The organism is Dorea sp. Marseille-P4042, from assembly GCF_900290215.1.
GTDB lineage: Bacteria > Bacillota > Clostridia > Lachnospirales > Lachnospiraceae > Dorea > Dorea formicigenerans.
Window position 1 is genome coordinate 376464 of the sequence record NZ_OLMI01000003.1, and the last position, 19311, is coordinate 395774.

General features: G+C 39.0%; 23 protein-coding genes and 1 pseudogene. 1 reads left to right on the forward strand and 23 read right to left on the reverse strand.

Going from position 1 to position 19311, the window contains the following annotated elements:
* The 4 genes and pseudogenes from C7E02_RS15250 to C7E02_RS15265 all read right to left on the reverse strand — a co-directional run bounded on the left by C7E02_RS15250 (position 1) and on the right by C7E02_RS15265 (position 4443).
* A complete protein-coding gene (locus tag C7E02_RS15250; protein WP_021737557.1) occupies positions 1–210 on the reverse strand; it encodes a DUF6219 family protein in 210 nt (69 codons plus the stop codon).
* Positions 211–280: 70 nt separating this feature from the next.
* A complete protein-coding gene (locus tag C7E02_RS20715; protein WP_105310035.1) occupies positions 281–853 on the reverse strand; it encodes a zinc-ribbon domain-containing protein in 573 nt (190 codons plus the stop codon).
* Positions 854–1185: 332 nt separating this feature from the next.
* A pseudogene (locus C7E02_RS15260) lies at positions 1186–2151 on the reverse strand (transposase); the annotation flags it as partial.
* A gap of 234 nt (positions 2152–2385) precedes the next feature.
* Positions 2386–4443, reverse strand: coding sequence for a hypothetical protein (locus tag C7E02_RS15265; RefSeq protein ID WP_105310036.1), 2058 nt, complete (start codon positions 4441–4443; stop codon positions 2386–2388).
* Between the two features lie 313 nt (positions 4444–4756).
* On the opposite strand from C7E02_RS15265, the gene C7E02_RS20565 reads away from it, so the two are divergent.
* The gene (locus C7E02_RS20565) at positions 4757–5035 is read left to right on the forward strand and encodes a GHKL domain-containing protein (protein WP_242978910.1); all 279 of its coding nucleotides are present in this window, start codon (positions 4757–4759) and stop codon (positions 5033–5035) included.
* Here the strand turns inward: C7E02_RS20565 and C7E02_RS15275 are convergent.
* The 19 genes from C7E02_RS15275 to C7E02_RS15340 form a co-directional block, all read right to left on the reverse strand.
* Positions 4964–5665 carry a hypothetical protein gene (locus tag C7E02_RS15275; protein ID WP_105310038.1) on the reverse strand — a complete coding sequence of 234 codons (702 nt, stop codon included), beginning with the start codon at positions 5663–5665 and terminating at the stop codon, positions 4964–4966. The genes C7E02_RS20565 and C7E02_RS15275 overlap by 72 nt on opposite strands.
* A gap of 82 nt (positions 5666–5747) precedes the next feature.
* Positions 5748–6089, reverse strand: coding sequence for an arsenate reductase family protein (locus C7E02_RS15280; RefSeq protein ID WP_055182302.1), 342 nt, complete (start codon positions 6087–6089; stop codon positions 5748–5750).
* A gap of 13 nt (positions 6090–6102) precedes the next feature.
* Positions 6103–7557: an ATP-binding protein gene (locus C7E02_RS15285; protein ID WP_105310039.1), complete on the reverse strand. Its 1455-nt coding sequence runs from the start codon at positions 7555–7557 to the stop codon at positions 6103–6105.
* Between the two features lie 72 nt (positions 7558–7629).
* Entirely contained in the window at positions 7630–10593 is a 2964-nt protein-coding gene (locus tag C7E02_RS15290) for a DUF3427 domain-containing protein (RefSeq protein WP_105310040.1), read from the reverse strand.
* The gene (locus tag C7E02_RS15295; protein ID WP_242978913.1) at positions 10563–11177 is read right to left on the reverse strand and encodes a class I SAM-dependent methyltransferase; all 615 of its coding nucleotides are present in this window, start codon (positions 11175–11177) and stop codon (positions 10563–10565) included. Before C7E02_RS15295 ends, C7E02_RS15290 begins: the two co-directional genes overlap by 31 nt.
* Positions 11178–11308: 131 nt before the next feature.
* Positions 11309–11902 carry a hypothetical protein gene (locus C7E02_RS15300; RefSeq protein ID WP_242978920.1) on the reverse strand — a complete coding sequence of 198 codons (594 nt, stop codon included), beginning with the start codon at positions 11900–11902 and terminating at the stop codon, positions 11309–11311.
* The gene (locus C7E02_RS19900) at positions 11880–12173 is read right to left on the reverse strand and encodes a hypothetical protein (RefSeq protein WP_242978922.1); all 294 of its coding nucleotides are present in this window, start codon (positions 12171–12173) and stop codon (positions 11880–11882) included. Before C7E02_RS19900 ends, C7E02_RS15300 begins: the two co-directional genes overlap by 23 nt.
* 168 nt (positions 12174–12341) lie before the next feature.
* Positions 12342–12530 (reverse strand): hypothetical protein, encoded by a 189-nt coding sequence (locus tag C7E02_RS20720; RefSeq protein WP_442873153.1) that lies wholly within the window; start codon positions 12528–12530, stop codon positions 12342–12344.
* Positions 12487–12921, reverse strand: coding sequence for a hypothetical protein (locus C7E02_RS15305; protein ID WP_105310042.1), 435 nt, complete (start codon positions 12919–12921; stop codon positions 12487–12489). The genes C7E02_RS20720 and C7E02_RS15305 overlap by 44 nt, the downstream gene beginning before the upstream one ends.
* Positions 12922–13079: 158 nt before the next feature.
* Positions 13080–13613 carry a hypothetical protein gene (locus tag C7E02_RS15310; RefSeq protein WP_105310043.1) on the reverse strand — a complete coding sequence of 178 codons (534 nt, stop codon included), beginning with the start codon at positions 13611–13613 and terminating at the stop codon, positions 13080–13082.
* A gap of 62 nt (positions 13614–13675) precedes the next feature.
* On the reverse strand, positions 13676–13915 hold the full coding sequence (locus tag C7E02_RS15315; RefSeq protein WP_242978924.1) for a helix-turn-helix domain-containing protein: 240 nt from the start codon (positions 13913–13915) through the stop codon (positions 13676–13678).
* Positions 13916–13959: 44 nt separating this feature from the next.
* Positions 13960–14292, reverse strand: a complete 333-nt coding sequence (locus C7E02_RS15320) for a nucleotide pyrophosphohydrolase (RefSeq protein WP_006426869.1) — start codon at positions 14290–14292, stop codon at positions 13960–13962.
* A gap of 1 nt (position 14293) precedes the next feature.
* Complete coding sequence (locus C7E02_RS19905; RefSeq protein WP_242978926.1) at positions 14294–14746, reverse strand: DNA/RNA helicase domain-containing protein; 453 nt, start codon at positions 14744–14746, stop codon at positions 14294–14296.
* 7 nt (positions 14747–14753) lie between these two features.
* Positions 14754–14933 (reverse strand): DNA/RNA helicase domain-containing protein, encoded by a 180-nt coding sequence (locus tag C7E02_RS19910; RefSeq protein ID WP_242978928.1) that lies wholly within the window; start codon positions 14931–14933, stop codon positions 14754–14756.
* On the reverse strand, positions 14930–15373 hold the full coding sequence (locus tag C7E02_RS19915; RefSeq protein ID WP_242978929.1) for a DNA/RNA helicase domain-containing protein: 444 nt from the start codon (positions 15371–15373) through the stop codon (positions 14930–14932). Before C7E02_RS19915 ends, C7E02_RS19910 begins: the two co-directional genes overlap by 4 nt.
* 15 nt (positions 15374–15388) lie before the next feature.
* A complete protein-coding gene (locus C7E02_RS19920) occupies positions 15389–15568 on the reverse strand; it encodes a hypothetical protein (RefSeq protein ID WP_242978931.1) in 180 nt (59 codons plus the stop codon).
* Positions 15558–15827: a TetR/AcrR family transcriptional regulator gene (locus tag C7E02_RS15330; RefSeq protein ID WP_105310044.1), complete on the reverse strand. Its 270-nt coding sequence runs from the start codon at positions 15825–15827 to the stop codon at positions 15558–15560. The genes C7E02_RS19920 and C7E02_RS15330 overlap by 11 nt, the downstream gene beginning before the upstream one ends.
* Before the next feature lie 2 nt (positions 15828–15829).
* Positions 15830–17560: an ABC transporter ATP-binding protein gene (locus C7E02_RS15335; RefSeq protein ID WP_105310045.1), complete on the reverse strand. Its 1731-nt coding sequence runs from the start codon at positions 17558–17560 to the stop codon at positions 15830–15832.
* Positions 17557–19311 (reverse strand): ABC transporter ATP-binding protein, encoded by a 1755-nt coding sequence (locus C7E02_RS15340; RefSeq protein WP_105310046.1) that lies wholly within the window; start codon positions 19309–19311, stop codon positions 17557–17559. The genes C7E02_RS15335 and C7E02_RS15340 overlap by 4 nt, the downstream gene beginning before the upstream one ends.

Genomic DNA, 19311 nt, shown 5'->3' on the forward strand with positions numbered 1-19311 from the left:
CTATTCCTCCGCTTTTGTATTTTCCACCTGTTTTCTTGTTCTTTTATTACCTGAAATCATTTTATGTCCCGTATACATAGACATGATCATACATATAAGAGTGCTACACGCAAAATACCTATGACCTGATTTGGATCCTTTATATCCAGTATAAAAAGTTCCAATCATAGTAATTAACGCTCCGATTGACCAATACTTATGTGCTTTCATTTTATACCTCCAAATTGATTAAGCTGTTTCAAAAATAAATATCTCTGGATCATTAACAATATTATACATTCTATCCATCACTTTCGACAAGCAGAGAAAGAAATATAATCAATCCATCCGGATTATACCCAAGTGTTTCATTGATAAAAGCTTCTACCGCTTTATCCACATCTCCTGAAACACCTCCGAAAAGATTAATGCCAGCTGCCACTAATGCGGTTTGAGCACCTCCTCCGCTTCCGCCGCAGATCAAAACATCTGCATCTGTTTTATTTATTGTCCTGCTCTTAACGGCAGCTTCCCACTCGTGTCCTTTCTCACATCTCCAAATCACTTTCTTATGAGAACCAATAGAAACCTCTGTCAGTTTTATCTTATTCTTTTTCGACCACTGTTTTACCAGTAATGGCTCTAATGTCGTCAAATCGTTAATACCTGCAATCACTCTCGCACCGGAACATATCGGGCATTTTTCTCCATTAGAACGAGCCTTAACTCTTGCCTGCCATTCATGACCGCAAGCACCTCTCCACCATACTTTTTTATTTGAACCGAAAGTAATATCATCAGGCGTAAGCGTTAAATTCTTTTCCGACCACTCCGAAACAAGCCCCGGGTGTACTTCTGCTAAACTGTTATTCATAGCCAAACCGGGGTCTCCTTGTGCTTAGAGTATATGAAGTTTTGGCTTTATCTTGTAGTTTGCGAATATCCGTATAAATAGAAAAAGCCCTTTGAGAAAAGGATTTCTCCTCTCTCAAAGGGCAAGTTGGCAAACTGGAAGTTATCTTTTCACAATTATATCAAGAAATTCTGTAAAATTATTTGATATGATATATACATTATTTTCATCGTTAGACTCATCAAAATAATATGAATCATCGTAATAATAAACACCATCATTATTTCCATCACAAATCATAACAATAAATCCATTTTGTAAACTATCTCCTATAATGACAGTTTTTTTATATAAAACTTGTTCATTAATGGAATAAAACAATCCATATCTGAGCGATACTGATTTACATCAACAACAGCAATATATTCATCTGCAACACCGACCTGTACATTATAAGCTGGAAGCAACTGGTCATTTCCCATGTAGTCTGTCTTGATTCGCATAAAAGTGGCTGAATGATCTGTTTTCGAGTAGCTGTTGCGATCTTCTCCACAGATTTTGATTTTTCCCACGTATTCTTCCAACTTAGCAGCATACTCTTTGAGTTTCTCATAATGATGTTGTTGTGTAGTTTTACGATGTCCCCTGCCATGAACAAACATTGCTTCATTAATCTGCCAGACTTCTGCATACTGTTCAGCAGCTTCCTTCAGATACTCTGGTGCGTACTCACTATTGATACAAAGTTTCATACCTGTACATGAAAGTTCCTCATTGATTTCTTCAAAGAGTGTAGTGATCTTACCAAAGAGACGGTATCTGGATTTTTCGGTTGCTTTTTTCCATACCCAGGAGTATTTATTCGCATTTGCTTCAAACTTGGATTCATCAATGTATAGATGTTGAAGATCCACATGCTCTGTCTCGAAGATTTTTTTGTTTATATCTTGAAATATTTCTTCAATGGAATCAGCAAGTACTTCGTTGATGAAGTAGCCGAAAGTACGGTAAGAAGGTGCTTGATGATCCATAAGATACATGAAACGGAGATTGACTTTACACTGATCCTCCAGTTCACGCAATGATATATAGCCATTCGCCATAAATCCAAACAAAACTGTTTTCAGCATGCTGACCGGGTCATACCTGAGTCTTCCTGTATCATGTTGAGGAATATTTTTCAGATATTTCTCCAGTTCGATTTCTCCCATAAATCTATCAAAAGTCAGCACTGGATCACAGATGTCCAAATAATCTTGAATTAGCATTGGCAAAACTGCCTGTTTTGGGTTAGAATAGATTATGTTATTAATTTTCATTGCAAGTTAATTATAACAGAAAGAAAGACCTTGAGTTCATTATAAACTCTTGGTCTTTCTTTTTTGGGGGACTATTCTTTTTTCACAGCCCCCTTGTGATATACAACTAATAAGTGAAAGAGATTATTTGGCAGGCGTCGCGGCTCCTGCATCTCTTTTAACCCATAGGGTGCGTGGTTGCAACGAAATTTACCACCTCAAATAATCTCTTCAGGTGATTTTCTTAAAAACAAATCATTTATTTCCGAGAATAACTGCTATCTTAATTTCTTTTTCTGTATCACTAAGATCAAATTCTCCTCCATCTTCTACCATAACATGCACTTCATATAATGTATCCTCTGTAAGTTTATCCGGCAATGTTCCATCTTCTTCCTGAATATGCCATAACTCTGCAGGAACTTCTTTTAATTTATTCTCTTTATCATATGCATATAATGTAAATGTATCTGCTTTTCCTGCAATTCCTTTCATTCGTATTGCCACAGTAGTATTTGGATGTACATTTTCTACTGTAATCGTATTCAGCCAGCCTGCAACATTTCCTTTCCCGCCGGCTTCTGTAAATTCTTCTTGTGTTAGTACATTTCTCTTTGCCTTGTCTAAATCTACTTTTCGATAAGGCATCTCCGGCAGATAAACAAATCTGTCCTGCAATCTTAAGAGCTCCAGATATCCTGTCGGGCAATATAATGTATTTCCACTATTTCCTGCATACATGCCGATTGCCATATTGTTGTATCCCGGTTTATCTGAGACATCCATTGTAAATACTGTTTCTCCTGTTTCAAAATCTAACATGATGAATTGCCACATGCCACTTTCCAGATCCTGAACATAACCATAGATATAACCTGTCGCTGTAGAAAGCTTCATCATAGATGTATCACGGATATCGTTTCTGCACCAGATACTCTTCATTTCGTATCCGTCCTTTGTCTTAATGGTATCGACACGCTCTACTCCCGGCACAACCATCTTATTTCCCTTCTTCAACCAGTTTACATCGTAAATATTTTCATAGGTCTGTATAGAAGAATCGTTGTCTGCGTCCGCAAGTTTAGCACTTCCGGCTCCAAACCAGTTACATACGATTGTGCTGACTGTACCTTCTCCGTTATCATATACCATTGCTGAATTTTCTACCGACACCTGCATATTTTTCGGAAGCTCATCGATTACCGGCATGCTTGCCACTATTTCCCCGGTCTTCATATCTAATGCCAACAGATTTACCGGATCCTGATTATCTGTAAACATAACTAATTTGCTTGTCAGAGATGGTGAACATCCACCTCCCCAGGCAAGACCTCCGCCTGTAGTTTCATCTCCCTCTTTGCTGTCTTTCGCTCCCACGCTTTCATATGGGGTACACCACTGCACCTGTACACCATCTTTTGCATTTAATAAATAACAATTTTGATTCGTTAATATAACTGCACCTTCCTTTGACGATGCAATTCCATTCTCTGCACCTTCGCCAGGCTCCAATTCATATACAAATGTAGATTCTTTCAGATCAACATGTTCTCCCTTTAAGATGGCATCAATTGCTGCCCTTAAAATGTATCCCATTGCACCTTGCTGTTTACGTTCCGGATAAATACGAAAACCGCCTGTAGCAAACCATAAATTTCCTTCATAGTCAAAAACTACAGATAATAAGTTCTGATCCAATGTTTTCCCTGTAATTTCTTCTGCCGCTGCTTTAATATCAATATCCAGCACTTTTTCAAATTCCGGAAGGACATTTCCCGCATCATCTGTTGCTTTCAACATAAGCACATGGTTGTTGCTTGTCGGACATACCAGGCGATTGCTCTCATCTACGAATGAATATGAGCTTTGTATCACATATCCTCCGCCATCATGCTTTGCCGGTGAAAAATAACCTTCTGTCTGTGCTTCATCCGCATTAATATCACGGATAGCCAGTCCTCCTTGCAATGGAACAACAGCATGTCCATATGTATCAAAAAATACCGCCGGAGATGCATTTTTATTTACCGTTTCATAAGAAACATTTATCTCCGGATAAATATCAACCGGTAATACTTCATCTGTCGTATCTGAATTATAACAGTCATGATGAATATTGGCATCACTCTTTGCCATATATGGATTATCATCAATTGCTTTTGCCGTAAGCGGTTTAATTGGAACAACTGCATTTTCTTCTGTTGTCTTCTGCTCTGATTTTGCCTCCTCTGTCTTTGGTGTACCATTTGCACATCCCGATGTGAGTGTAACTGCAGATATAATAAACGCTAATAGTATTTTTCTTCCTTTCATTTATACTTTCCTCCTTTTTCCAGCCTTTGTAATCTACTGCTTTTATTATAAAAAAACACTTCTCGTTTTCAATCGCTCTGTCACGAATAGTCAAAAAATAGCACGAATTGTAAATCCGCCCCGTAGTTTGTCTATCTGTTTTATATTAAAATAAACGCATGAGAGAAACAGTCTAAACCGAAATGCACGGCTTCAACAAGAAAACTATCTTCTTTCAATCCAACAGGAAAGATATACTAACCTCTGCAATGCAATCGAAGAGACACGTCAGGCACGACATGATATGCGCCATCATTTTTTTCAGCTATCCTCAATGGCTGAACGTAACACAATTCCTTTCCACGTGCAGATTGATCTTCCGGCACAAATTTCAGTCGATGAAACAGACTTTTGTCTTGTTCTTTCTAACCTGTTAGAAAATGCATTGGAAGCCAGCTTGAAGACCGCAAAATTCAGACAACGGATCGATATAAAAATCTATCGACATGCTTCTAATCTTATTTGTTTTTACTGGATCTTTTCACATATACTTCTTCCGCGACAGCCATTTCTGATCAATACACTTCACTTCCCCATCAAACCGGATATGTAAATGCACCCCGCCAGATCTCTGATTGATCTTCTCCACAATTCCATGTCCGAATTTCGGATGTGTCACCGCATCGCCAAGCTTATACTGGACCACTTCATCTTTTTTCTTCTGTGCAGTCTTCAGTTGCTGATAAGTATCCCGGACCGGCACGGACTTATCATGAATCCTATTTTTTAATACCTTATCGTAGTCATGATTCATAAGCGCTTCGCCCGCCTTATAATACGGCGTCGGCGCCGCTCCGATTAGAGAACAGCAGTATTTCCACGCACTTCCGTGCGTTCCCGCCTGCCATTTATACTTTTCGGGAATCTGCATATTGTACTGCATGTAATGGGCGTATTCGTGTTTGAATAAATCTATGCGATCCTCTTTGGACAGCGGATTCTTCACACCGTATGCGATAAACAACAGCGAAAAATGAAAATGCTCTTTTTCATGTGCACTTCGTCTGGTGTAAGATCCCAGTGTGTCCGTGTCATATCCAAATGTTATCGGTACTTTTGCCCCGTTCAAATGCAGCTTTCTATCCAGTTCTTCATATAGATTTTGTATTAATGCCCGTAAAATCGGGATTTCTTTCTGCAAGCGTTGTCGCAGGAATTGATCTTCTCGGTTGTAATCTATCATCTTCTCACTCAGTATTCTTTCCTTAATCTCAAATTTATTTGTTATTATTTTTGAGTTCCTTTTTTACTTTCTTTATACTCTTTTACTTCCAGTTTTTCCAGATATCCGGCTGATATCCTACCGTTGCCTGTTTCCCGTTACGCACAATCGGTGTCTTGATCACCTTTTGATTTTCCAAAATCTTTTCTGCTTTATCTTCCTCTGCAAGATAAGTAATCAACGCAAGCAGATCTTTATCCTTGCACTCCTGATCAATCAGTTTTTCATATCCTCCGACAGCCTGGCATACTGAATTGAATTCGCCTTTGCTCAGGCCCTTTTCTTTCATATCTACGAACTGGTACTTAATTCCGCGCTCTTTAAAAAATCGTTCAGCTTTTTTGCTGTCGAAGCTTTTCTTGGTTCCGAATATTTGTATGTTCATCCTTGTTCCTCTTTCATTCTTCTCTTTCTACGCTATAATATAACTGTTTTGGACTCTTTGGCTTATCTGGAATACTCAACTTAATTACGCCAGCTTCTACTAATGGATTTACATACGTCTGTATAGCATAAGTAACAGAATTTAACCCCAGATAATCACAAATTTCCTTTCTTGTACGCGGTGTTTTACAAAATACTATTAAATTATTTGTTTCTTCATCATTTGACATATCTTCATAATCATTCTTTGATTCTTTATATAGTTTTACAATAAAACTTCCTCTTTCATCCAAGAATTCTGGCTGTCTTAAGTTATATTTCTCCATTTCCATCCGGATTGTTGGAATTCCCGAATACCTGTTTTCTGTTATTCCCAATGTTTCAAGTGCCGATGCAAGTACCTGATTTCTTGTATCCGGTTGAATTTTTCCTAATTGGTCAATAGTGATTCTTCCATATAATCCACCTGGATTATGTATTTCAATCCTGTCTTCAAACATTATAAGTTGAATCGGCATTCCTTCTGTATGAATACTATAATCACGATGTACTAATGCATTTATAATAGCTTCTCTAACCGCTGTTATTGGATAGTCTGTTCTGTCAGTTCTTCGTCCGGTTGTCGGACTTATAATTGTCTTTGTCCGCATATTGCGTTTCACAAATAATAATGCCTCATCCAACATTTCCGGAATTGTTCCTTCTATTCTCTGATTATCCGAGAATCTTTCCCCCATGTCGCCAAGACTTCCTATTGTTCTCCCAGGAATTACAATTGCCGTAATACACAATTGTGGAAAATATGCCTGTGGATATGGACTAAAAAGCAAAGTCGCACTAAGCGTTACTTTCTCTCCTCGCTTTATGCTCATAAGTTCATAAATACTTTCATTATCAAGTGTTGCTAATCTTTGTTTTCCTCTCTTTAACAGTTCAACATAACGATTCAGTTCTTCCTGATCCAATGACATTAATGTTACTCTCGGAACCTCACGGATATCGTCTTGATATTTTCTTCTATATGCTTCATAACTATATATTTCGTATTCTGTCATCGGTTCATCACTATCCCCAATACGGGTATAGGACCCCTTCAACCTTCCACGTCCTTGATAATAGCAAGGTCTGTCTGCCAAATCTATTCCGGGAATTTCAGCAGAAACAAATTTTTTATTTTCCTTCTCCACAACTGTAATAAGCGGCCGTACAACCGGATTCATCTGCAAGCATTGCTCGTTAATTTTCTTTTGAATGTCCTGAGCATCATAAACACCAACTTCTTTATAATCTTGTTTCTCATCAATTCCAAAAACAATAATGCCACCATCATCCTGATTAGAAAAGCTTGACAAAGAATCATATAATCGTTTCGGACATCCTTGCTCCGCTGATTTCAATTCCAAATTCTGCGTTTCGCATTTCATTTTTTGAATTAATTTTAGTTTGTCATATAATTCTTCTGTTGTCATTTTAGTTCCTCCATTTATATTTTAGATTCTAGCACTATATTTAAGTTTATGCAAGAAACTCAAATATTATTCTTATGAACTAAAAAAGAACTCAAATTTATACTTCAAATTTGAGTTCTTTTTCATTTCATTCACAATATACTGGTAAATATCCTCTCTCACCGGAGTCTCCAGCTCCCATTCGATCTCCACCGCCGTCTTATCCGTATTCGGCATCACAAACTGCTTCGCATTCCCGGTCGCGATCACACGCCCCAGATAATAGAATTCCTTGGATATCTTATCATCCTTATTCTTTCTCACAAACAGCTGCACATCTATGCCACGTTCTGTTGCGTTCAGGAAATTCTGCACATCTTCCGAGTCCATGCTTCTTCCGCTTTTGGAAATCGCGATCAGCCGGTTCTCTGCTACGAAATGATCTTCGTATTTCGTGGTATCGCTGATATTGTCCTGCTTATCGTAGTTAATGAATATCGGAAATGTCTTAGTCTTCTTATCATATTTGTAACCGCCGATGTTCAGCGGCACTTCATTTCTCTCCCAGTTCAACAGACGGCAGGCATCCTCATATGTATATTTCTGATACAATACTAGATTCGTATCCTGATACTGGTAACTGTAATTGACCTTATATCTCGAGATTCCGAAGTCTACCAGTTCCTCCAGAATCGCACAGAATTCCGGATTCTGTAACATTTTCTCATAAGAATCGGAAATGCCGTAATCATCCTGTTCCTTCTTGAGAAATACACACTGTGCGTAAGTCTTCTTTGCTGCGCTCGTCGGAAATTCATTGGTCATCATATTGATCACATTTTCCGTACAGTACTCGTCCATCTCACAATGATACTTCTCGGATAAATGCTTCTGCAGACGCCCAATGATTCCATGGTGATACTGCAACGTACGTTTCAACAATTCCAGCTCATGAATCCGCTTGCCACTTGCCAGCTTTTTGGAAATGAATTCGATTGCTTTTTCTTCGTCTTCTGACAGCCGGATGGTATATTCCTTTTCGTATTTCACAAGGAATTTATAATACGAACCAAAACTGTTATTATCAAAGATCCGCAGCACATCCATTTCCCCATATTTATCAAAATCCGCAAGTGCCGGGATATGCCCTAGCTTATTCTTCAGATTCGTATAATTCTCCCGGATTAATTTGATATCGCTGAAGTTCGCATTATCAATCGCCTGGAAAATCCGCTTCCTGGAAATCTCATCGAAGTGAATCGTGCTCGCCCCCGGAATCACTCTGCCGCCCCCCGTGACATAACGGCGGATATTATCCTTGTTATAACTGCGGTCGCCGGACAGCGCAATCGGAATCATAAAGTTATTCCGATAATTTCCGATGAAATCCAATACAACGACATATACTTTGTTCTCAGCTTTTCGAAGTCCCCGGCCAAGCTGCTGGATGAACACGATCGGCGACTCTGTCGGACGAAGCATGATGACCTGATTGATCTCCGGCACGTCCACACCTTCATTGAACATATCCACAGAGAAGATCACCCGTATCTCTCCGTTCTTCAATTTGCGGATAGCTTCGTTACGCTCCTCGGCATATGCTCCATTTCCACCACTGTATACGGCTGCGGATGCGACTCCTCTCTGACAGAATTCTTTTGCCATGTCTTCTGCATGCCGTCTGGAACAGCAGAATCCGATTGCACGCGAAGAACGATATTTTCGATAATATTTGTAAATCAGATTATATCTTCTTTCATTTCCGATATAAGCCTGATTCAGCTCCCGCTCATCATAGCGGCCCTTCACGATCCGCAGTCCGGAATAATCCGTCTCATCATACACGCCGTAATAGTGAAATGGTACGAGCATTCCTTTGTTGATCGCTTTTTTTAAGGAAATCTGATATGGCACGTTATAATCACAGATTTCGTAGATATCTTTTCCGTCCATTCTTTCCGGTGTTGCTGTTAATCCCAGTAAAAATTGCGGCTGAAAATACTCTACGATTCTCCGGTATTGATCTGTAACCGCATGATGGAATTCATCAATGATCACATAGTCAAAATAATCTGCCGGAAAATATGTCTCATTCAAATATTCCGGTCTTCCGAGTGTCGCTACCGATGCGAAAATGACGGATTTATCCGTATCTTTTTCTTTTCCGTCAAAGAATCCATAATCCTCCGAGTTCCGCACATTTTTGAAAGAAACCGCCGCCTGCTTCAGGATTTCTTCTCTGTGTGCAACGAACAACACCCGTTCATATTTTGCCGAATCAAATGCAGCAAGGTATGTCTTTCCGATTCCGGTGGCCGCATATACAAGTCCTTTCGCCGCACCTTCCATGCGGCTTTCCTGTAACGCATACAACGCCTCTATCTGCGCTCCCCGCGGGCGGTACATCATTCGGACATTTTCAGCATTCTTGTCCTCATTCTCTTCTGCAGCGTCATATTTCGCCAGATCCTTGGACACCGCCGGCTTCTTCCATGCCTTGGAATATCGTTTTAATTCTTCATCATCTATAATGATCGAATGGTTCAGAAACAGATCTTCAAATGTAGCATAGAACAATTCATAATTCTTTTTGTCCAGTGTATCACTGAATCTGTAATTCCATTCGATTCCTGAAGTTAACGCACTTTTGGAAATGTTCGATGATCCGATGTATATTTCATTCGAAGATTCATAATGAAAGATATAAGATTTTGGATGAAATGAGCGTGATGTTTCATTATACAGGCGCAGATCCACACGGTCGCCGAGCTCGCTCTTGATCAGATATAAAGCCGACGGCTGTGTGATTCCCAGATAATTTCCCGTCAGGATACGGATCTTCACGCCCCGCTCCAGCGCCCGCTTCATATCATTTAAGAGCATCCGCACACCCGATTCCATCAGAAATGAGACGATGATATCAATCTGCTTCGCCTTTGCCATACTCATTTTCAATTGATAATATAGATACCGGCTCCGGTCTCTGTCCCCGGTCATTACATTCGTAGATTCGATCTCATATGTATCTATTCTTTCCTCAAAATTAGATTGAGCCATTTTTCTTCTCCCCGCCCCGGACGTACATCTGATGTAATCCATTGTTCTTCTATCTCTAATTCATCCATATCCTGAATCAATTTTGCAAATGTCTCTTCTGTCATATCCGTAAAATATCTGCCGTTTCGTTCCCCTTCGAATGTCCCGTACTTGAAGGATGTGTAAATGATTCCGTGGGCTCGAAGAGCGTTTGCCATCTTCTTTATAATGTCTCGCAGTTCATTTGCCGGAACATGAAGGATTGACGAGCATGCCCAGATTCCGTCGTAGGCTTCTTTTTCATCCAGGTCCCGGAACAGCATGTGCTTTACCGGAATGCCTGTATATTCGCTTGCGAGTTTGCATAGTTCCTGTGAACCGTCTATGGCAGTGACTTTGCAGCCTTGCTCCAGGAAATATTTTGTATCGCGGCCGGAACCGCAGCCGTAATCCAAGATTTCCGCTCCCGGATGCAGTTTGTCCAGGAAGCGATTCTGCACGATTCCGAAGTCTACAAATCTAGTGCCGGTGATGAATTTTTTTGCGTTTTTGTTGTAGTAGTCCAGTGTTGTGGTTGATTTTGTGGTTTCGTTTCTTGCGTTCACGGTTGCCTCCTGAGGGTGTGATACTTGTTCCAATATTATACTGCATGGGAGTGGATGGATACAAGAAAGAGTATACTCTCCTTCACAAAGCATTCAGCAACTTAATAACCATTATCTTTTTTCACCTTTTATTACTTATCACTCTCTTCTTTGAATTCTCTCATTATATTATCAAATGTTTCTTCTGACATTAAACCATACATTTTATTCACATATTCTTTTCTGAACAACAATATTTTCCGAAGTGATAATTTACAAGTTCGAATCACTCTCCATCGATGTTTCCTTTGAATCTTCTTATCTTGGTTATCACGAAATTTCATCCTGACAAATACTTGTTCATAATCAGAATATATCTCCAGTCCAAATTCCAACGGCAAGATTAAAATTGTATATACTATTGGAATCATAAAACTAACCAGTGTATTGATTGCATTTAATTCTTTATACTCTTTTAATCCAACATTCGCGGCACCCCAAAGCATATACCAACCAATACATGCCAGCACAATATCTATTAGCTTATGAACTCTCCTGTATTTTTCTTCAGATTCTGCTACCACATTCATAAGTATTAATATTGTTATTACCGGAATAATCAACATTTCAATCCAAAATTTAAATGTAAATGTTCCAATAAAATATTCGAAAATAACTATTACTCTAAAGTTATCTTTCACTGTGCTTTTCAAATGCTCTGCATCACCCTTTATAATAGAATTCACACAATATGATATTCCAGAAAAGATCAACCATAATATCTTTTAAATATATATTATTCCAGAATGGTAACTGATAAAATATCATGGTTATTCCCGCCACATATAAAGCAATTATCAGAAAAAAGTGTCTTAATTTTTTGCCTAAGAGGATTTTAATAACGTTCCATAAACTTTTACGGATTTCCCTTTGAGTCAACATCCATACAAAGAATCCTGTACCCCATATGGCAATTGCCCATTCTCTTGTTGATAAAATTGTCACTATTTCTTCCATTCATCTACTCCCATCTTCAAAAACTCCACATGCATTTACATTTATAAACTCTATTTCTCGTCGTATCATTCATAGTTATTATCATTTTAGCAAATCTACTGTCGTAATATCGCAACACTTATGTATCTTACTTCAAAAAAATCCCACATATTATATGTAGGACTTTTCTTACTCACTATATATGCTTTGTGCCTGTTCTAAATTTTCTATAATTTTACCTTTCAGACTCTCCGGTGATATGACTCTAAATCTATTCGCATATTGTACAAACCAGCCAACCAATGTCACGCTGTCCATCTTTTTAAATACTGCTTTATACTTTCCTTTTTCTAACGGTCTGACCGACACCCCTGACATTTCCGGGCAGCGGCATAATCATATGCGAAAATCGGCTTCGTCCTCTCTGACTCGTCAGATTTAACAGCTTATTTCGAATCTCATTCGCTTCATGAACGGACACACACCTTGCCTGTTGCACCGAATCTAACATCAGCTTAATTTCCCAGTCTTCCAGCAAATGTTTCTCCATATACCATCCTTTATGTGAATTTTCTGCCTGCTTAATCGGATAACCGCAGCTTTGCAACAAACGCACATCGTCATAAATGGATGTACGGTGTACATTTTCCATTCCGTATTCTTCTTCCAGTTTCTGGCTTATCTGCACTGCATTCATCGGCGTCTTCTCATCGGTGGTCTGGAAAAGTTGAAGGACGCGGATTATTTTTTCTTTATGGGATGTGGACATAGGGGTGCTCCTTACATTATGTTTTGAATTGAAATGATATATTAATTATACTGTACTGAGTTAAGCTTCACAACTTTCATCTTTTTGATTTTTATAGTTGACTTTTGTTAACAAACAGATTAATATTATATACAAGAAATGGGTTTGTTACCGTACGGCTATTGCCTAAGCGGGGTGCTCGTTTCTTTTTTTATATTCACCATATCATATAAATATAGATTTCCATCAGCTGCATGCCGAATTAACATTTCTATCCTGTATATATTAAATCGTTCCACCTCTTTTAAATCACTACTATAAACAGGTAATGCAAACCTAGTTGTAAAACGATACCAGCCATATTTTGCATCAACTTTATGCTTCCCCTTAAAATTTTCCTGCCATCGTTTGTTAGTTGCACATTTCAATAACGTAGGAATTTTCTGTGTCGCATTTGCTTTGGCTTTTGCATTAGCACCACACAATCGTTTTGTATCTTCAGATCCTTTTAATTCTGCCGGAAAATCATTTCCAATAAAGACTTGATCCGCTGTTTCAACAACTTCATAACACTTTCCTACATATTCCTTCAAATAATTTTCAACATCTTCCCAATCGATATTTCTCTTCCCTTTAAATCGTATATCTGTAATTACAACTATTTTTCTTCCATCCTCATCTGTAATTATGTCAATAATATTTTCCTTCTTCATATATATTTTATCTCTCCTCATAGTTAACGCGTTGCGTTATATTATCAGTAAAAAAATAAGTCTTACGACTTATTTTTCATCATATATTCCACTTCCGCCCGATATTTCATCAAACGTAAAAGATACTCCGAAAGTTCTCTCTTCTCAGCTTCCCAATCTTGAATAGTACGATACGGTATACCATAATAATCACTAAACTCTCTCCTGTTCATTCCCATTTTTTCCCGTAATTCTTTTACTTCTTTTCCTCGACTCATCAGATCACCTTCCAGACGCATTGCGTTATTAAAATAATAATTCATGTATAAATGTCTGTCAATGACTATTTTCTATACCTCCGGTTCAATCACAGCTTATCATACTTCGCACTCTTCCCCTTAGCCTTCTCCACCGGATACTTCTTTGCATTCACCTTGATCTTCTCCCGCACGATCTCATCCAGATCCAGTCCGCAGGCATCTGCCATCAAGACACAATAATTCACAACATCCGCCAGTTCTTCTCTTATCTTTTCCTGTTTTCCTTCATTTGAGATATCCGCACCGCTCCACTGGAATACTTCCAGTAGCTCTGCTGCCTCCAACGAAATGGAGATTGCCAGATCTTTCGGATTGTGGAATTGTTTCCAATCTCTGTCGTCCCTGAATTTTAATATTTCTTTGATTGTTTCTTCTGTCATTTTAATTTTCCTCTTCAATATATTTACCAAAATATTCTCTTAATTCATCATCGCACACATACAAATATGTTCCTTTGATTCCTCTGGTCATCAGCACATAATACACATTTGTGATGTATTCTTTCAGTTCTTCATATGATGCCGTTATTTTACCATTTTTATCAAAATAACATTCTGGCCGGATAATGATCTGTCCTGTTGTTTTATCATATCCAATATCATTTCCGAGAATAACAAACGCACAGTTCAGATCATAACCTTGAATGGAATGAATACATCCCACCTCATCGATTGCTTCTCTTGTATGAACCCATCCTTCTGTACAATGATTCCACATTCGTTTTACACCTTGTATCTCTATGTCCTTTTTGCTCCGGTCATTTTTACTGATCCATGGCCATGCATATCCTGCTACCATTCGGGAAAGCCCTGTTTCTTCCTCTTTGGCATACATATCTTTCTCAAATTTTTGAAAAATCAGAGTATAATTTTAAATCATATTTTTTCGAATGATACTTCCGGTCAGCGGCTCCGGCCAATAGATCCTTTATGAATGCAATATAGTCATTACCTCCCTGCACCCTCATCTGCGTTGCAAGGGTGAAATACGATATCGTATGTTTTTTATATGGATTTCTCATTTTTCTTCGAACCTCTCATAATCAATGCCCGACGGACCAACCACCTGATTGTAATCGTAGAATAACACTGCACACTTTGATTGTTCTAATATCCAGTCTAATTCGTCTGCATCCGTCGTCATGCCCAGCCGCTCGCAGCTTTTCTTGAAAGCTCCCCTATAGGAAATATTTTTATATTGATGAAGTCTGTGTGCTTCATCGACCAGTAAGATATCATATTGTTTCTTCGTAATATCAGACGGGGACAGTACCTGTGATGGCGTCAATCCATAAATACTTCGGAAGATGAACTTCATCGTCTTTCTGAGCGAAGTCTGCGGCACAACGAATCCAATCTTTTTCCCGGCAAATTCTTCGCTGTCTGCCAGGTATTTCATAAGATATACCGCCACAATTGTCTTACCACTTCCCAGCATTCCATTTACCACTACACGATTCACATTTCCACTCTCAATCTACGCAAGTATATCTTCGACTGCTTTCCGCTGGTTGTCGTTCAATTCTTTATATGGAGAATATTTGAATAGATCTGAATTTTTAATTTCTTCCAGCGAATGTTTGACCAGTTTTTCTTTTTGCAGCTTACGCCAAAGCAGTTCGAATTTTTTATCATATTTTTCTTTCTCATAATACATAACCACAACCATTTCTTACAATCCGTGTACTTCGGGCGGCCATTTGTCTCCAAAATGCCAATAACTCTTGGGCGGTATCTTTTACTAAAGCATGAAATAGACCTTCCTTATTTTCAAAATATACATAGATAGCCCCTGTTGTGGCCCCTGCCTTTGCTGCTATATTTCTTATAGAAACAGATCTATATCCATGTGCCAAAAATTCATTTTTACCGGCATTAAGCAAGGCTATTCGTAGTTTTTCATTTTTCGTTTTCATAGTTAAGTCAGTTTCCAACCGATTGCTTTTTTCCGAATTGTGATAAAATCAGAGTAAATTCCCGACTGTGCAAGCAATTCTTTGTGCGTACCAGTCTGAACGATCTTTCCCTTGTCCAGCACAATAATCTGATCGGCACCACGAATCGTTTTCAAACGGTGTGCAATCATAATCACTGTCTTTTCTTTTGTTAATGCCTCAATCGCCATTTGAAGCTGTCGCTCATTTTCTGGATCAATGCTGGAAGTCGCTTCGTCGAGGATAATCACAGGTGCATTTTTCAAAATAGCTCTGGCAATCGAGATTCTCTGACGCTCTCCACCAGATAAAGTAGAGCCGCCCTCACCAATGATTGTTTCATATCCATTGGGTAAAGACATAATAAAATCGTGACAACAAGCTGCTTTCGCAGCCGCTTCTACTTCCTCCATTGTAGCGTCTGTTTTTCCGAAGCGGATATTATTTATTACAGAATCCTGAAACAAATAAACATTTTGAAAGACCATGCTTATATTCGCCAGCAAACTATCCAGAGTATAATCACGGATGTCAATTCCGCCTAACTTAATGCTGCCGTGGTTCACATCCCAAAATCGGGAAATCAAGTGGCAAAGGGTTGACTTTCCGCTGCCGGATGGCCCTACAATCGCTGTAAAACTTTTGGCTGGAATACGGAACGATATATGTTGTAAGGTTTCGCTCTTGTCATAGGAAAAGGAAACATCAGAGAGAGTAATATCTGTATTTTTTACCGAGATTTCTTTTCCATTAAAGTCCATACGCGGCGTGTTATCAAGGGCTTCTACTTGCTCCATAGCGACATCCATCAGGCCCAATGCTGCAACCATATTTCCAGCCGAGAGCAGAGAAGCATATACCATAAACGCAGCAACAATCATTAACAAACAGTCTGCTAAAGCCATTGTGCCAGAAAAATAAAAACTGATTGCCAATGCGATAATCGCTATATCAAACACATAAAGAATCATTTCCTGAAACATGGTAAAAGGGATCATCGCATATTCCAGATTCAGGTTTTCCTTTGTACTGTTTTCAACAGAACGCATAATATTAGAATTACGGCCCTTTAGCCCAAAGGATTTAATAACACTGATTCCTCCTAAAAACTCCATTGTATTTTTTACAAGTTCTGTCTGCGCTTTTTGTTTTTGAGGGGCATTTTTACCTACACGCTTATTATAGAGAGAAGTAGCAAACAAGAAACATACAATCCCAATAAGCATTACCAGACCAATCCGCACATCAAAAAATAGTAATGCAGCAGATACAATAACAGCCTGAATAAAGCCGCCAAACATCAGAATTAAGGAACGGGGAGCCGTATTTTCAATATCTCCCATAACAGAAGTAAGTACAGCGGTAATGTTCCCCATGCTTGTTTTGTTAAAATAGCCCATAGGTACATATTTCATCAAATCTGCAATATGTGTTCTTTTTTCAGCACACATATAGTAGCCTGCTTCTGTCATGCCCTGATTACTGAAAAAGCCAGTAACAGCTTTTCCTGAAATGCTAATCAGCATAATGCCAGAAATTGCGAAAACAGGATGGCTAACGATCTGATTTCCTAAAATCGTTTGAAGCGCAATCATAATAGCTCCGAATTGCAGCGATTCAAAAACAGCATTTAATATACTTGCAATAAGAGCCTTTGCCAACACGCCTTTTTTGGAACCAGAGAAAGCCCATATTTTTCTTAATGTCCGAATCATAATACCGCCTCCTTTTCATCTGCGGCTTCCTGATTGGCCGCCCACATTTTGCGGTACAAGTCACAATTTTTTAAGAGATAAGAATGTTGGCCTTGAGCCGCGATTTTACCATTTTCAACAACTACAATATTGTCTGCGTCCGTAATTGTAGACAACCGATGTGCAATAACAAGCAAGGTTTTTCCTGTAATCAACTTTGCAATCGCTTCCTGCATAATTGCTTCATTCTCAACGTCAGCGTAGGCGGTCGCCTCATCGAGAATAATAATTGGCGCATTTTTCATCATAGCGCGGGCAATCGCAATTCTTTGGCGCTCTCCGCCGGAAAGCTGGCCGCCGCTTTCTCCAACCTTTGTATCGTAACCAGCGGGCAGCTCACGGATAAATTCATCACATCCTGCCGCTTTCGCCATTTGTTCGACTTGCTGATCTGTGGCTTTTGGATTTCCCATTCGGATATTTTCGCGGATGGTATCGTCAAAGAGAAAATTGTCTTGCGAAACGTAAGCAATAAGATTTGTCAACTGCTCCGCAGGAATATTTCGCAGATCAATATTCCCTAACTTAATAGAACCGTCCGTAACATCCCAATAACCTGCAATCAGTTTGGCAATCGTCGATTTCCCGCTGCCCGACGCTCCGACTAACGCAGTTACTGTTCCTGGCATAATGTTCAAATCAATTCCATGTAAAACTTCTGTATTTGCATTATAATGGAACCGAACATTTTCCAAAGAAATTGCTGTATCTGTTATCTTGATTTCCTGTGCTGGGCGTATCAGCTCCGGCGCGTCCAATATTGTGCGGACTTCCCCGGCAATCGTACCTAACATAGCAAAATTATCCGTATAATCTACAACGGCCAATAACGGTTTTATAATTCCCAATGATAGAATCATAATCATAACAAAGGCAGACGCAGAAAGAGAACCCTGCAAGTAGAAAAGCACGCCAAAGGGAAGAACCGTAGCGAGAACCGTAGGCATAACAGCGCGGCTACTTGCCATATCTTTTTGCGTGTCGTGCATCCAATTTACATAAAATGCTGCGTTTTCATTTACAGCGTCAGTAAATTTTTGATAAGATGCAGCCGACTGATTAAAGGCTTTTATAACTTCAATTCCATTGACATATTCAACAAGTGTTGTATTTAATTTCTTTGTAATTCGTATCTGTTCTTTATACTTCTCTGCAAATCCTTTCATACATCCCATCTGTAAAGCAAAACCTATGGGAAGAACAATTAAAGAAATTAATGCCATACGCCAATCCAACAAAAACAGATAGATTAAAATAGCGACAGGAACCAAAAGGTTTGCTGTCATTTCCGGGAACATATGAGCTAAAATTGGCTCCATACTGTCGATACGATCAACAAAGGATGTTTTCAAACTTCCCAGAGTATTATTTTGAAAATATCCCATAGGGACGCGCTGCCATTTTTCTACCATAGCTTTTCTTAAAGCCTCCAATGTAGAAAATGTAGCTTTGTGCGACAGAGAAGTTGATAGGTTTGAAAAGCATACCTTTAGGAAATATCCTGCAAGTGCAAATAATACCCACGGTAAAATTTTCTGCACAGATGTTTGGCCCTGAATCAGTTCCGTTATAATCTGGCCAGCGCAAATATAGGGAACAATACTACAAGCCACGCCTAAAATGCTGGTAAGTACAGAAAATAGATAGCCTTGACGATTAGGGCGTATAAATTCATCCAATGCCTGCATAAAAGATTGTTTTTTCTGTTCCAT